Genomic DNA, 14352 nt, shown 5'->3' on the forward strand with positions numbered 1-14352 from the left:
CTGCGCTTGCCCGCTAACGGGAACCGAGCGCACCGGTCAATTCGGTCAGCGGCCAGCGCGGGCGCACTTCGATTTCGAGATCGGCGCGCTGCCCGGCATGCAGGCGCAGGCAACCGGCATAAGCGATCATCGCGCCGTTGTCGGTACAGAATTCCTGGCGCGGGTAATACACACTGCAGCCGTCTTCCGCGAGCCGCGCTTCCAACCGTTGACGTAACAGGGTATTTGCAGAAACCCCGCCGGCAATCACCAGAGTCTTGCGCTTCGCCTGTTTAAGCGCACGGCGGCATTTGATCACCAGTGTATCCACCACCGCCTCTTGGAAGGCGGCGGCAATATCCGCACAGGTCTGCTCATCCGGCAAACCATCTTCCAGCGCATGTTTTTGCACGGTGGTAAGGGTGAACGTTTTCAGGCCAGAGAAGCTGAAGTCGAGCCCCGGGCGATCAGTCATCGGGCGCGGGAAGGTAAAGCGCAGCGGGTCACCCTTTTCCGCCAACGCCGCGAGGCGCGGGCCACCCGGGTAATCCAAGTCCAGCATTTTGGCCGCCTTGTCGAAGGCCTCACCGGCGGCGTCGTCGAGGGATTCACCCAGCAACTCGTATTGCCCCAATCCCTGCACGTCTACCAGCTGGGTATGGCCGCCGGACACCAGCAGTGCCACAAACGGGAATGCCGGCGGGTTTTCCTCCAGCATCGGGGCTAACAAATGCCCTTCCATATGGTGTACACCGATCGCCGGTACATCCCAGCCGTAGGCAATGGCGCGACCAGCGCAGGCGCCCACCATCAGCGCGCCAATCAGGCCCGGACCCGCGGTATAGGCCACACCATCGATGTCTTCGGCGCGCGTATTGCTCTGCGCCATCACTTCGCGCACCAGTGGCAGCAACTTGCGCACATGGTCGCGACTGGCAAGCTCGGGCACCACACCACCGTAATCTGCGTGCAGTTTTACCTGACTGTAGAGCGTGTGACCAAGCAGCCCCTGTTCGCTGTCGTACAGGGCGACTCCGGTTTCATCGCAGGACGTTTCTATTCCGAGTACTCGCACAGTGCCCGACTTTCCTTTAATAGTGACAAATTATCCGAAAAAAGCATTAAAACCGGTCAAACTACCGGCGTTAACCCCCGCGCGGGGGCGCTATCATACTCTCACGTGGGCCAGAAATCCGCCGCACTGCACCGAAGTCAGCCCCCTTTGGTGAGGGCGGCTATATTTACCGGCCCGGGTAGGGTGTAACTGAGCCAGCGCAGAAACCGTCTATCCAGTCGCAACGCCCGTGTGGCACCGGCTGGCACCGGGTTGGCGCGATTGCATCCACAAGGCTTGCGAAGGCCAAATCATCTGTATAGAATTTGCGCCCTCGCTGTGAACCGGCCTCCGGCTTGTATCTGCGAGATAGACATTTTGCCGGATAGGCCCCGCCAGTCCCTGTGCGCGTTACCAGTAGTATTACTAGTAAGTATTGCTTTAGGGATTCTGGCCGAGAGAAACGAATTTTACAGGTAATCTAATGCCCTCAGTACGCATCAAAGACAACGAGCCATTTGACATCGCTCTGCGCCGCTTCAAGCGCTCCTGCGAAAAAGCCGGTGTACTCTCCGAAGTACGTCGTCGCGAGTTTTACGAGAAGCCAACTTCTGTTCGCAAGCGCAAGGCTGCGGCTGCTGTTAAGCGCCACGCCAAGAAAATGCAGCGCGAAAACCGCAAGTTCCAGCGTCTCTACTGAGTTTTGCCGGGCCTGAGCCCGGTCTCTCGCTCACAGCACGCTGACGCGAACGCAGTTCGCGATCTGAAACGGCGCCCGAGGTCACTCGCGCGCCGTTTTCTATTTCTTGCGCTTATTTATCGAAGCCTGACTCTTCAGCCGCTCCGCCCTAGGCGCTATGCTTAGCCGCCTTATTACCATCTTCCGCAACCAGAACCGGACAACGCCCAATGAGCACACTCAAGGAAACTCTCGCTACCGCTACCAAAGACGCCATGAAGGCCCGCGAAAAGGCACGTCTGGCGACCCTGCGCCTGATCAATGCAGAGATTAAGCGCGTAGAAGTGGATGAGCGTATCGAGCTGGACGACGCTCGCATCCTGGCCCTGCTGGACAAAATGACCAAGCAGCGCCGCGACTCCATCGCCCAGTATGAAAAGGCCGGCCGCCCGGAGCTTGCCGAAGTGGAGCAGCAGGAAATCAACGTAATCCAGGACTTCCTGCCGGAGCAGCTGAGCGAGGCGGAGATTCAGGAAATCGTAGCCGCAGCAGTCAAAGAAACCGGTGCCGCCAGCATGGCCGACATGGGCAAGGTGATGGCACTGGTGAAGCCGCAGGTACAGGGCCGCGCCGACATGGGCGCAGTCAGCAAGCTTGTGAAGGCATCCTTCTAACGGCTGCCAAGCAGTTAGATTAACGACCTATGGCAGGCAAAATCCCGCAGTATTTTATCGACGACCTGTTGGCCCGCGCCGACATCGTTCCGGTCGTCGATAGCCGCGTTAAGCTGCGCAAGACAGGGAAGAACTATTCCGCCTGCTGCCCATTTCACGATGAAAAAACCCCATCTTTTACCGTAAGCCCGGACAAACAGTTCTACTACTGCTTCGGCTGCGGGGCCAGCGGCAATGCCGTTGGCTTCCTGATGGAGTACGACCGCCTGCCGTTCCCGGAGGCGGTGGAAAAGCTCGCCGCCAGCCTGGGCTTGGAAGTTCCGCGGGAAAAGCTCGATGCCGGCCAGCTCAAGCGCCAGCAGGAAAGCCAGTCGCTCTATCAGCTCACCGAAAAGGCCGCGGAGTTCTATCGCGAGAAACTGCGGGACCACAAGGTCTCCACACCCGCCATCACCTACCTGAAGAATCGCGGGCTTTCCGGCGCGATCTGCAAGGAATTCGGCATCGGCCTGGCGCCGCCCGGGTGGGATAACCTGCTGAACCAGCTGGGCACCAGCTCGGAGAAAGCCGTCCAACTGGAACTTGCCGGGCTGGCGATCCGCCGCCAGGACAGTGACGGCCGCTCAAATCATCAAGGGGCAGGCAAATCCGAACCTGCCAAGCGCCATCATTACGACCGCTTTCGCAACCGCATCATGTTTCCGATCCGCGACCAGCGCGGGCGCACCATCGCCTTCGGCGGCCGGGTGCTGGGGGACGACAAACCAAAATACCTGAATTCACCGGAAACCCCGATTTTCCATAAGGGACGTGAACTCTACGGCCTCTGGGAGGCCCGCCAAGCCAACCGCGAGCTCAAGCGCCTGATTGTGGTGGAAGGCTATATGGATGTGGTTGCGCTGGCCCAGTTCGACATCCGCTGCGCCGTGGCCACCCTCGGCACGGCCTGTGGTGAAGACCATATCCAACTGGCGTTCCGCCACACCCAGGAAGTCGTGTTCTGTTTTGACGGCGACCAGGCCGGCCGCACCGCTGCCCGCCGGGCACTGGAAGCCGGCCTGCCGCACATGCAGGACGGCCGCAGCCTGCGCTTCCTGCTGCTGCCGGAAGGGGAGGATCCGGACACCCTGGTGCGCCAGATTGGCGGTGAACGCTTCGATCAATTGATCGACGAACAGGGCCGACCACTGGAAGACTTCCTGTTCGACCTGCTCGGCGAAGGCATCAACATCCAGACCATGGATGGCCGCGCGCGCCTGTCGAAGGCAGCCGCCCCCCTGCTCGACCGGCTGCCCGCCGGCGTTTACCGCCAGCTGATGTTCCAGCAACTGGCGCGACGCACCGGCCTCGAACAGGACATGCTGGAAGAGATTATCGCCGCGGAAAAAGCCCGCAGCGCGGAACTCACCCGCCAGTCGCAGCCTGAACCCAAACCGGCGCCTAAGCCAGCAGCCAAGTCTGCTGCCGGCCCCTCTACGGCCCACTCTGCGGCGCCCTCGACAGCATCCTGGGCGCCCCCCCCTGCCAGCGAAGCAGCTCCACCTTACGGTGACGAAGCGCCGCCCGCAGAGGCTTACGACGGGCCACCGCCCGACTACGACGAAAGCGGAATACCTCAGGGCCCTCAAGACCACCCGGAAGAAACCCCGGCCGCCCAGGGCGGCCCGCGCCGCCGCAGCGGGCAGTACCGCCTGCCCGCCGAACGCATGCTGATCGCACTGCTGCTGCACCATCCGCAGCTGGCAGAGACGATCGAGGACAGTAGTCGATTTAGCGCCAGCAACGACGCCGATTTGCAGCTGTTCGGCGAAATTCTGCAGGTTTTACACAAAAATCCCGGCCTCAACAGTAACCAGTTGTTCGGCCGCCTGCTGAACCTGGAAAGCAAGGAAGCCCGTGAGCTATTGCCGCGCCTCGCCATGAGCCACCCCATCGTCGGCAGCCAGGGCCAGGCGATGGAATACGACCCGAACACCGAATTCAGCGATTGCCTGCGCACCCTGGATCTCGCCGCCGAACGCGAGCGTAAAAGGGGCCTGCTGGACCAACTAAAGAGCAACGGCAACCAGCTAAGCGCCGACCAGCTGGCACTATTGGCACAATTTCGCCGCAAACAAGACTGACACCGCCGCTAAAGGTTTTCAGTCTTCCCCCCTTGAATTCCCCGCTGCCAACACCATATACACAGGCCCGCCGCCAGTAGCCGGCGGGAAACCAAAGACAAGCGCGCTCGGACACCCTGAACCACACCATCTGCCTTGACAGTCATAGTGGTTATTGCTATCGCAAATACGCTATAATCCCGCGTCTTTGTCCAGACAAAAGTCCAGACTATCAATCCCCAGAATTCAGGGTTGTGCATGACCGACAAAACCCAACAGCAAAAAACCACCTCCCGCATTCGAGAACTGATTGCCCGCGGTAAAGAGCAGGGCTATCTCACCTATGCGGAAGTGAATGACCACCTGCCAGAAGACATCTCTGATCCCGATCAGGTGGAAGACATCATCGGCATGATCAACGACATGGGCATCAAGGTGTTTGAACAAGCACCAGATGCCGAAGAACTGTTGATGGCCGAAGGCGACAGCTCCGCTGATGAAATCGCCGCCGCCGAAGCCGCCGCTGCACTCGCCGCCGTAGAATCCGATGTAGGCCGTACCACCGACCCAGTGCGCATGTATATGCGTGAGATGGGCACCGTGGAACTGCTTACCCGCGAAGGCGAAATCGCCATCGCCAAGCGTATCGAAGAAGGCCTGCGTGAACTGATGGCCGCCCTCGCCTACTGGCCGGGTGCCGTGCAGCACATCATCGACGAGTACGCGCTGATCGAGAAAGAAGAGCGCCGCGTCCCCGACGTGATCGCCGGCTGGCTCGACCCTGCCGAAGACGTACCTCCGGGTGCCCAGGCTGGTCAGGCTGCGCAAGCCAAATCCGAGGACGGCGACGACGATTCCGACGACGACTCCGAGGAAGAGGAAGAAGAAGAGAACCCCGGTGGTATCGACCCGGAAGAACTCGCCGAGCGCATGAACGCGCTGATCGCCGCGCAGAAGAAAGCTGACGCCGCAATCAAAAAGCACGGCCGCGACTCCAAAGAAGCCGGCGCCGCCCTGGAAGCCGTGGGCGAAGTATTCCGCTTCTTCAAACTGGCCCCGCGCCAGTTCGATCCGCTGTACACCGCAGTCCGCGATATTCTCGACGAAGTGCGCGCTCAGGAGCGTCTGGTGATGAACCTGTGCATCAAGCGTGCCCGCATGCCGCGCAAAACCTTTATCAAGGAATTCCCCGGCAACGAGACCAATGAAGATTGGATTCCGGCGGTCATCAAGAAGAAGCGCGACTACTCCGACGCGCTGCGCCAGGTATCCGAAGAAATCCAGCGTGCGCAGCGCAAGTTGCAACACGCTCAGGACAAGGCGCAACTGGACGTTGGCCAGATCAAAGAGATCAACCGCCGCATGTCCATCGGTGAGGCTCGCTCTCGCCGCGCCAAGAAAGAAATGGTTGAGGCCAACCTGCGTCTGGTTATTTCTATCGCAAAGAAATACACCAACCGCGGCCTGCAGTTCCTGGACCTGATCCAGGAAGGCAACATCGGCCTGATGAAGGCGGTAGACAAGTTCGAATACCGTCGCGGTTACAAGTTCTCCACCTATGCAACCTGGTGGATTCGCCAGGCGATCACTCGCTCCATTGCCGACCAGGCGCGCACCATCCGTATTCCGGTGCATATGATTGAGACCATTAACAAGCTCAATCGTATCAGCCGTCAGATGCTACAGGAGATGGGCCGCGAGCCAACTCCGGAAGAGCTGGGCGAGCGCATGGATATGCCGGAAGACAAGGTGCGTAAAGTCCTGAAGATCGCCAAAGAGCCGATCTCCATGGAAACGCCGATCGGTGATGATGAAGACTCCCATCTGGGCGACTTTATCGAAGACCAGAACCAGTCTTCCCCGGTGGACACCGCGACCTCAACAGGCCTGCACGATGCAACCCGCTCTGTGCTAGGCGGCTTGACCGCGCGGGAAGCGAAGGTACTGCGCATGCGCTTTGGTATCGATATGAACACCGACCACACCCTCGAGGAAGTGGGCAAGCAGTTCGACGTTACCCGTGAGCGTATCCGTCAGATCGAAGCCAAGGCACTGCGCAAACTGCGCCATCCTTCGCGCTCCGAGCACCTGCGCAGCTTCTTGGACGAGTAACTTTCCATCACGGAAATGTTGTCCATACTTGAAAAAGCCCGGCTCGCCGGGCTTTTTTGTGCGCCACGATTTTATTACAAACGGATGAACATCCACGGCAACGGAGCAACAGAAAAACAATGGAAGAGCAGTTTGTGAACAAACCCGGAAAAACCGGTATCTCCCGCCTTATCGCCGCCACCGAGTATTCCCGTCAAGGACTGCTCGCCACCTGGCGCAACGAAGCGGCTTTTCGCCAGGAAGTCTCTCTCTCGATTATCCTGATCCCCGCCGCCCTGTGGCTCGGTGAATCCGGCGTCGAGCGCGCCCTGCTGATCGGCGTCACCCTGCTGGTGATGATCGTCGAGCTGATGAACAGCGCAGTGGAGGCCGTGGTCGATAGGATTGGCCCGGAAAAGCACCCGCTGTCGAAAATTGCCAAAGACACGGGCTCCGCCGCGGTTTCCATATCCCTACTGCTGTGGGTCAGCACCTGGGCCTGTATCCTGCTGCCGCGCTGGCTTGGCTGAGCTATTGCCAATGGATGACCGAGCGAATTAGCCCGACAAAATTCGTGACCGCCGGGCGCTCGGCCCGGCAATCCTACCCGCCCCGACCTAAACTCCCTGCACTGACGTACCTAATTGGTACCCCCTAAATAAAGCGCAACGGATTTGCGCCCAGCAATAAGTTCAGGGATGGAACCATGCTGTATTCTCGGGTGACCCGCGATGTTGGCGCGGGCACAGCGGCGGTATTGCTGACACCGCTTCTCACAATACTCCCGCTCCTGCCACATAGTGCATACGCCCAAATCCAGTTAGACGACGGCGACAATCAATACATTCTCGAAGCCGATGACCGCGCCGCGGGCAACAACGCACTGCTGATCGATGGCGGCAACGGTTTCGACACCCTGACCCTGCGCGATGTCGTTATCAGCAACCCCGCCCGCCTGCAGCGCTGGGAGTCTATAGTGCTCGACGGCGCCAGCCGCCTGACCCTCGACACCACACTAGTCCTCGGCGATGACGGCGGCCACCCGGGCCGGCTGCGCATCGGCAGTGACAGCACCCTCGCTTTGCCACACCTGGGCGCCGCTATCACTCCCTACCGCGACCAGCGCCTCAGCTTGGTCAACCACGGCGTCATCGATATGCGTGGCAGCACCGCCAATCAACTACTTGTACAGGGCGATTACAGCGGCACTGGTATCATCCACATGGATATGATCGCCGGTGATGACGACAGCCTCGCCGACCGCCTCATCGTGAATAGCGGCCACGCCAGTGGCAGCACGCAGCTGGTTTTCGAGCGCTTTTCCGGCAACGGCGCGGATACCATCGATGGTATTCTCGTCGTGGAAGCCACCAATGGCGCCACCACCGCCAGTGGCGCGTTTTACATGGACAGCCCCATATCCGCCGGGCCCTACGAGTATTTTCTGTTTCGCGGCGCCCGCAATCCCGAAGACAACGACAACTGGTTTCTGCGCTCCAACCTGCTTCCCGGTGATGCCGGGCGCGACGAATCAAATGGCCTCAACCAGGTAACGAGTTCCGGCACAGCGGGCATCGAAACCGGCGCCTCCCCTGCCGCTGCCCCCCTACTGAATCTTGCCGCTGCCAACACAATCACCAAGCCTCTGCCCCTCTACCGCCCCGAAATACCGCTGTACGCTCAGGCAAAATCCCTCGCGCGCCTAACCTCCCTGCAAGAGATCGGCAGCTATCACAAACGGCGAGGCGAACAGCGCAGCTGGTTTGACGGGATTAACCAGGAGTGGGCGCGCGTGCACCACACCCGCGCCGACTACAACTGGCATGGCGACGTGGATAACCGTTTCGACGGCAACATCTCCGGCTTTCAGGTGGGTAAGAATTTCTGGGCGGGTCCCACCTGTACCGGCGGCGCACGGGAAATGGGGCTTTTTGTCGGCAGTACCCGCACCAACGGCGATGTCACGGGCTTTGCCCGCGGCTTCAACAACTACGACGCCGGGCGCAACCAGCTCACCAGCCACCACCTCGGCTACTACTTCAACGACTACCGACCCAACATGGGCTATTTCGACTTCACCGCCAAAGTCGCCTACGTGAAAATGCACAGCCAGTCCACACGCGGCATCGGCGACACCGTCACCGGCCCACAGCTCACCCTCTCCATGGAAAAGGGCTTAACCTGGCAGGTCAGCGAATCGCTGAACCTGGAGCCGCAACTGCAGGCGGTAGTGAATTACACCAACTTCTCAGCCTACGAGGACGGTATTTCTTGGGTGGATACGGACAAGACCCCGGAAGCCAATTTTCGCGCCGGCATCCGCGGTTACAACGTCGACAGCCAGTGGTTCGATGGTAACTTGCGGCTCTACCTGTTCGGCAACCTCTGGCACACCCTCGGCGGCAACGACCAGTTGGTGTACAACCTGGATCAGCAAACCGATCTTGAGCGCGAGGCCACCTGGGGTGAGTTTGGCGCTGGTGCAGTGCTACTGGAGAGCCAGTACGGCAGCGCCTTTATTAACGTAGGCTACCAGACCTCACTGGACGGCCTGAACTGGTCCGGGGGCAACGCCAGCCTCGGCTTCAACTGGGCATGGTAAGAATCGGGGCAGCATGGGGAAACTGCCTCAGAGCGTTGATTTAACGAAGAAAATCGAGTACTTTGCCAACCCGTTCGCAGGTCCCTGCGAACGCCTGTGGGGGCCTTTAGCTCAGTTGGTTAGAGCATCCGACTCATAATCGGCAGGTCCTGGGTTCAAGTCCCGGAAGGCCCACCATATTCGCCTCAAGCTCAACTCTCCGAACCCGTCGGATGCCGACTCACCTTTCAACCTGAAAGTCGGGCAGGCCCTGAATCCAAGTTCCGGAAGGCCCACCATTTTTACTTTATTCCCGTCTCTTAATTCCTAAATAACATTACGGCTTCAGCGCAGATTTTGCATTGCAGCAGCGAAACTCTCTGCAAAAAATTCAGCCACATCAAGCGGCCTGAATCACTTCAGGTTTTCTGCGCAAAATTAATACCCCCAGCGCAACCACGGTCACCAGCAAGGGCGCAAACGACACCCACAGTACGGCATTCCAACCGTAGGCGCTGAGCAGTCCGCCTGAGGCAAAAGAGCCCAGCGCCATCAGCCCGAACACAATAAAGTCGTTGAGGGATTGCACACGGGTTTTCTCACTATCGCTGTGGCATTCGAGTACCAGCGTCGAGGCGCCGAGAAAGCCGAAGTTCCACCCCAGCCCCAGCAAAACCAGCGTTCCCCAGAAGTGCATCACCTCGACGCCGGCCAGCCCCACGGCGGCGGAGACACCAATCAGCAGCAGGCCCACCATCATCACCCGCTCGGCACCAAAACGCGCGATCAAGCCGCCGGTAAAAAAGCTCGGGCCAAACATGGCGATGACATGCCACTGCAGTCCCAGGTTGGAGGATTCCGTGGAATGCCCATGCATGTGCATGGCAAGCGGGGCCGCGGTCATCAAGAAATTCATTAGCGTGTAGGAGATGGCCCCACACGCGGCGGCGGCAATAAAGCGTGGCTGGCGCGCGATTAGTGAGAGGGGCCGGCCACCGCTGGCGGCACTTGCAGACGGCATGGGCAAACGCACACCGAACAGGATGATAGCCGACAGCGCCGCGACCAGCGCCTGCGCTAGGAAGGTAACGGCAAATACGTGCTCGGCCCATAAATCCATGGTCCAGGTCACCAGCTGTGGGCCTACGACACCGGCGGCAACGCCGCCCGCCATCACCATGGATAAAGCCCGCGCCTTGCGGCTGGGCGCTACCGCATCCGCCGCGGCAAAGCGGAATTGCAAGACAACCGCCGCGTAGGCCCCACCAAACATTGTCGAGCCACAGAACAGCCAGAAACCGGTGACACCGCCAACCAGGATTGCATAGGTGCCGAGCAAACCCGCCAGCACACCGGCACCGGCGCCCAACAGGAATGCTGCGCGTCGCCCGTAGCGCCCGGCAATCGCACCCACCGGCAAAATGCACAGCGCCATGCCCACCACAAAGACCGACAGGGGCAAGGTTGCCAGCCAGGATACCGGTGCCAGCTCGGCACCGACGATCGCGCCGGTGGCATAGGCCACCACCGAGTTGGCTCCCGCCAGGGCCTGGGCGATGGTTAATCGCCAGATATTACCGCGTTGTTCACGCTCACTCAGTTGCAAGGGGGCATGCGCGGATCCGTCGTCCGCCTGCGCCGTCTGTTCGGTTACATCATTCATACACAAGTACTTCCCTACACGGCTACTGCGCCACACCTTGGCGACAAAAAATCCTTCCGCTAAACCGCGCCGAATATACCAAAGCCAATATCACAAACACTATCGTCACAAGCACGATCGCCACAGAGGTTTACGTCGGACTGCGCCGCATCCAACCTGCGCACCGGTAACTCATGCTAAAGTGGCAGGTTTAACCCTAAGTACCGGCAGAAAAAACCGTCCCGGAGAGCCCGATTTGGTCCGCTTCACCCTCAATAACGTTCGCAATATGGTGGACCCGCGTACATTCGAGCGCGGAGAAGATTATTTCCATCGCGGGCGGGTACAGGAAGCCTACTGGGACCAGGACGCCGAAATCTACCGCGGTCGCGTCAAAGGCTCGGCGCGTTTTGTTTACCGGGTGGAGCTGGATGTGGAGCGCGGCCGTTTGGTAGGGCTCTGCTCCTGCCCGGTGGCACTCAATTGCAAACATGCGGTCGCCGTTGCGCTGGAACTGCTGAACAAGGAACAGCAGGTAAATACGGTAGAGGGCCGTACCAATAGTGAAAGCGCCACAGCCAAAGCGGGTACACCCGCGTGGCAGCAGTGGCTGTCCGACCTGCCCGGCGCGCCGCGCACCGAGGTGCAGCCACTCGAACACGGCCAGCACTACTTGTTGTATGTACTGGAACAGAACACCCAGGGGCAGCTGCAGTTATCCACCAAGAAAGGCTACCTGAAGAAAGACGGCAGCTGGAGCCAGTTGCGCTATTTCACCCAGGAAACCAACCGCCTTGGCTGGAACCGCCCCAGCCACCTGCTGGACGAAGACGTCACCATCCTGCAGTTGCTACCCCGTGTTAGCGCCAGTGGCAGGCTCGAACTCTCTGGCGAGCCCGGCCGCCGCGCCCTGCCCTACCTGCTCGACAGCAAACGCTTTTATTTCGAAGAAGAGCGTATTCAGCAGGGGCCGGCCCGTGCACTGCAGTGGACGTGGCAGCCAGAGCACGATGGCAAGCTGCAACTGAGCGCGCGTCTCGACGGGCTGGACCAGGGTAACTGGCACATAATTTCGACCAACCCGCCCTGCTATCTGGATACAGAGCGCGCATGTATCGGCGATATCGCCACACCGCTGCCAACCTCCCAATTACTACACCTGCTGGCGATGCCCGCGGTACCCGCGAGCGACATCGGCCTGATGTCCGTGGAGCTACGCCAGCGCGTGCCATTGGAACAATTGCCACTGCCGGTAGAGCCCTCGCTCACTGTAGTGCGCACCTTTACCCCGCACATCACCCTGGTCGGGTGTGACTTCGACCACTACAAGCTCCCGGCCCTGAAGCTGCACTTCGACTACGGCGGCTTTGCCCTTGCCCCCAGCTACAGCCGGCACTATGCGGGCCCGGAAATTACCCAGGAGCAGGATGGCGACTACATACGGATTATTCGCGACGAGGAGGAAGAGCAGCGCTGCCGCGATCGAATACACGAGCAGGGCCTCTACCTGATTCAGGAAAACCTTGGTGGCCAGGAAGAAGTCTGGATACTGGATGCCACCAGGCCTGAGAAAATTTTCCAACGCTGGAGTGCACTACTGCGGGAACAACTACCCGAATGGCGGAAACTGGGCTGGGCAATCGAAACCGACAGCAGCTACCGGTTTGATATCGCCCGCGCTGACATCGCCATCGAACTAACCGATCGCGACAACAACTGGTTTGATATGGGGCTGGACCTGACACTGCCCAACGGGCAACAGTGGCCCATCGTCGATTTGGTGGAGCAATGGCTGGAACAGGACGCACCGAATGAACTGAGCCTGATTGTCGATGGTGACTGGGTGAGCGTAAATACGCGGCCATTGCAAAGTATTCGCAGCCTGCTGTTCGATTTACTGAAGGAAAAAAAGCTGGATAAACCCATCCCGCTGCCCGCCTTCCAGGCAGTGCAGTTCGCGGATATCGACAAACTGGACGACGCGCACGCGCCGAACATTCACCAGCTAAAAGAAACCCTGCGGGACTTTTCCGGGCTGCCCAATATACCCAAGCCACAACATCTGCATGCAACGCTGCGGCCCTATCAGCACGATGGCCTGAACTGGCTGGCATTCCTGCAGGGCTACGGTTTCGGAGGTATCCTTGCGGACGACATGGGGCTTGGTAAGACCCTGCAAACCCTGGCACTGATCCAGCACATGAAGGAAAGCGGTAGCCTCACCGTGCCGGCACTGGTCATCGCCCCAACCAGCCTCACCGGCAACTGGGTACATGAAGCGGCGAAGTTTACCCCGGAGTTACAGGTAACTCTGATTCACGGCCCCCACCGTGAAGGCGCTTTTACCCAGGTCGCACACAGCGATCTGGTCATCACTACCTACCCCCTGCTGGCCCGCGATTACGAACACTACCGAGACCATGCATTTAGCCTGCTGGTGCTGGACGAAGCCCAGGCCATCAAAAACCCCAACACCAAGGTTGCCGAGCATGTGCGCCGTATCCGTAGTGCCACCCGCCTGTGCCTGTCCGGCACGCCGCTGGAAAACCACCTCGGCGAACTCTGGGCACTGATGGATTTTGCCCTGCCCGGATTGCTCGGTGGCGCCAAGGCATTCCAGCAGGCTTACCGCAATCCCATCGAAAATCATGGCGACCACGAGCGGCAACAAGAACTCGCCCGCAAGGTACGCCCGTTTATGCTGCGGCGCACAAAATCCGAAGTGGTCGCCGACCTGCCGCCGAAAACGGAATCCATGCAGTATGTGGAACTGGGGAGTAAGCAGCGTAGCCTGTATGAAAGTGTGCGCATCAGTATGGAAAAGCGTATCCGCGATCTGGTCGCAAGCCAGGGGCTCGGAAAAAGCCAGATCGAGTTTCTCGATGCCCTGCTAAAACTTCGCCAGACCTGCATCGACCCTCGACTGGTCAAGCTGGAAATGGCGGCGGGTATTCAGGAAAGTGCCAAGCTCAACTGGCTGGAAGAGAACCTGCCGCAGTTGCTGGAAGAAGGCCGCAGTATTCTGATCTTCTCCCAGTTTACCCAGGTGCTAAAACTGATCGAGCAACAGCTCGACGAACAACAGGTCGAATACGCGAAACTTACCGGCCAGACTCGCAACCGCCAGCAAGCAATAGATCGTTTTCAAAATGGTAACGTGCGGGTATTTTTAATCAGCCTCAAGGCTGGAGGTTCCGGACTAAACCTGACCGCAGCGGATGTAGTGATCCATATGGATCCCTGGTGGAATCCCGCGGTAGAAAACCAGGCTACAGACCGCGCCCACCGCATCGGTCAGGACAAACCGGTGTTTGTGTACAAGCTCATTGCGGCCGACACGGTAGAGGAACGCATCCAGAAAATGCAGCAACACAAGCAAGCGCTTGCAGATGCCCTGTTTGATGCCACGCAGGCTGAGCAGCTGCCAAAAAGTGGCGAAGAACTGTTGGGGTTACTTTCGTAAAATCAGGCCGGGTAAATTAAGCCGGAAAAACGGCACGCAAATTACTGAGTGCCATTTACAGGCTATCATCCTTGTCCAAACTTTGCA

General features: G+C 59.3%; 9 protein-coding genes and 1 tRNA gene. 8 read left to right on the forward strand and 2 right to left on the reverse strand.

Annotated features, from left to right (window positions below; translation table 11 throughout):
• Positions 1-13: 13 nt before the first annotated feature.
• Positions 14-1054 (reverse strand): tRNA (adenosine(37)-N6)-threonylcarbamoyltransferase complex transferase subunit TsaD, encoded by a 1041-nt coding sequence (gene tsaD, locus LCM31_RS03435; protein ID WP_224867576.1) that lies wholly within the window; start codon positions 1052-1054, stop codon positions 14-16.
• Between the two features lie 463 nt (positions 1055-1517).
• On the opposite strand from tsaD, the gene rpsU reads away from it, so the two are divergent.
• The 7 genes from rpsU (at position 1518) to LCM31_RS03470 (ending at position 9358) form a co-directional block, all read left to right on the forward strand.
• Entirely contained in the window at positions 1518-1733 is a 216-nt protein-coding gene (gene rpsU / locus LCM31_RS03440; RefSeq protein ID WP_010133379.1) for a 30S ribosomal protein S21, read from the forward strand.
• Between the two features lie 209 nt (positions 1734-1942).
• Positions 1943-2386 (forward strand): GatB/YqeY domain-containing protein, encoded by a 444-nt coding sequence (locus LCM31_RS03445; RefSeq protein ID WP_222229519.1) that lies wholly within the window; start codon positions 1943-1945, stop codon positions 2384-2386.
• A gap of 29 nt (positions 2387-2415) precedes the next feature.
• Positions 2416-4509, forward strand: a complete 2094-nt coding sequence (gene dnaG, locus LCM31_RS03450) for a DNA primase (protein ID WP_224867578.1) — start codon at positions 2416-2418, stop codon at positions 4507-4509.
• Positions 4510-4746: 237 nt separating this feature from the next.
• The gene (gene rpoD / locus LCM31_RS03455; RefSeq protein ID WP_224867580.1) at positions 4747-6600 is read left to right on the forward strand and encodes an RNA polymerase sigma factor RpoD; all 1854 of its coding nucleotides are present in this window, start codon (positions 4747-4749) and stop codon (positions 6598-6600) included.
• Positions 6601-6719: 119 nt separating this feature from the next.
• A complete protein-coding gene (locus LCM31_RS03460) occupies positions 6720-7109 on the forward strand; it encodes a diacylglycerol kinase (RefSeq protein ID WP_224867582.1) in 390 nt (129 codons plus the stop codon).
• Between the two features lie 176 nt (positions 7110-7285).
• Positions 7286-9181, forward strand: coding sequence for an autotransporter family protein (locus LCM31_RS03465; RefSeq protein ID WP_224867584.1), 1896 nt, complete (start codon positions 7286-7288; stop codon positions 9179-9181).
• 100 nt (positions 9182-9281) lie between these two features.
• A tRNA-Ile gene (locus LCM31_RS03470) sits at positions 9282-9358 on the forward strand.
• A gap of 202 nt (positions 9359-9560) precedes the next feature.
• On the opposite strand, the gene LCM31_RS03475 is transcribed toward LCM31_RS03470, so the two are convergent.
• On the reverse strand, positions 9561-10823 hold the full coding sequence (locus LCM31_RS03475) for an MFS transporter (protein ID WP_224867586.1): 1263 nt from the start codon (positions 10821-10823) through the stop codon (positions 9561-9563).
• A gap of 235 nt (positions 10824-11058) precedes the next feature.
• Between LCM31_RS03475 and LCM31_RS03480 the strand changes: the two genes are divergently transcribed.
• Positions 11059-14265 carry a DEAD/DEAH box helicase gene (locus LCM31_RS03480; protein ID WP_224867588.1) on the forward strand — a complete coding sequence of 1069 codons (3207 nt, stop codon included), beginning with the start codon at positions 11059-11061 and terminating at the stop codon, positions 14263-14265.
• Positions 14266-14352: the final 87 nt, after the last annotated feature.

The sequence above is a fragment of the Microbulbifer agarilyticus genome (assembly GCF_020171345.1).
GTDB classification, from domain to species: Bacteria; Pseudomonadota; Gammaproteobacteria; order Pseudomonadales; family Cellvibrionaceae; genus Microbulbifer; species Microbulbifer agarilyticus_D.

What these genes read in the sequence shown, in the direction of transcription:
- dnaG (WP_224867578.1), top strand. Translation starts at nt 2,416, where the DNA reads ATGGCAGGCAAAATCCCGCAGTATTTTATCGACGACCTGTTGGCCCGC.
- rpsU (WP_010133379.1), top strand. Translation starts at nt 1,518, where the DNA reads ATGCCCTCAGTACGCATCAAAGACAACGAGCCATTTGACATCGCTCTG.
- rpoD (WP_224867580.1), top strand. Translation starts at nt 4,747, where the DNA reads ATGACCGACAAAACCCAACAGCAAAAAACCACCTCCCGCATTCGAGAA.
- LCM31_RS03445 (WP_222229519.1), top strand. Translation starts at nt 1,943, where the DNA reads ATGAGCACACTCAAGGAAACTCTCGCTACCGCTACCAAAGACGCCATG.
- LCM31_RS03475 (WP_224867586.1), bottom strand. Translation starts at nt 10,823, where the DNA reads ATGAATGATGTAACCGAACAGACGGCGCAGGCGGACGACGGATCCGCG.
- LCM31_RS03465 (WP_224867584.1), top strand. Translation starts at nt 7,286, where the DNA reads ATGCTGTATTCTCGGGTGACCCGCGATGTTGGCGCGGGCACAGCGGCG.
- LCM31_RS03460 (WP_224867582.1), top strand. Translation starts at nt 6,720, where the DNA reads ATGGAAGAGCAGTTTGTGAACAAACCCGGAAAAACCGGTATCTCCCGC.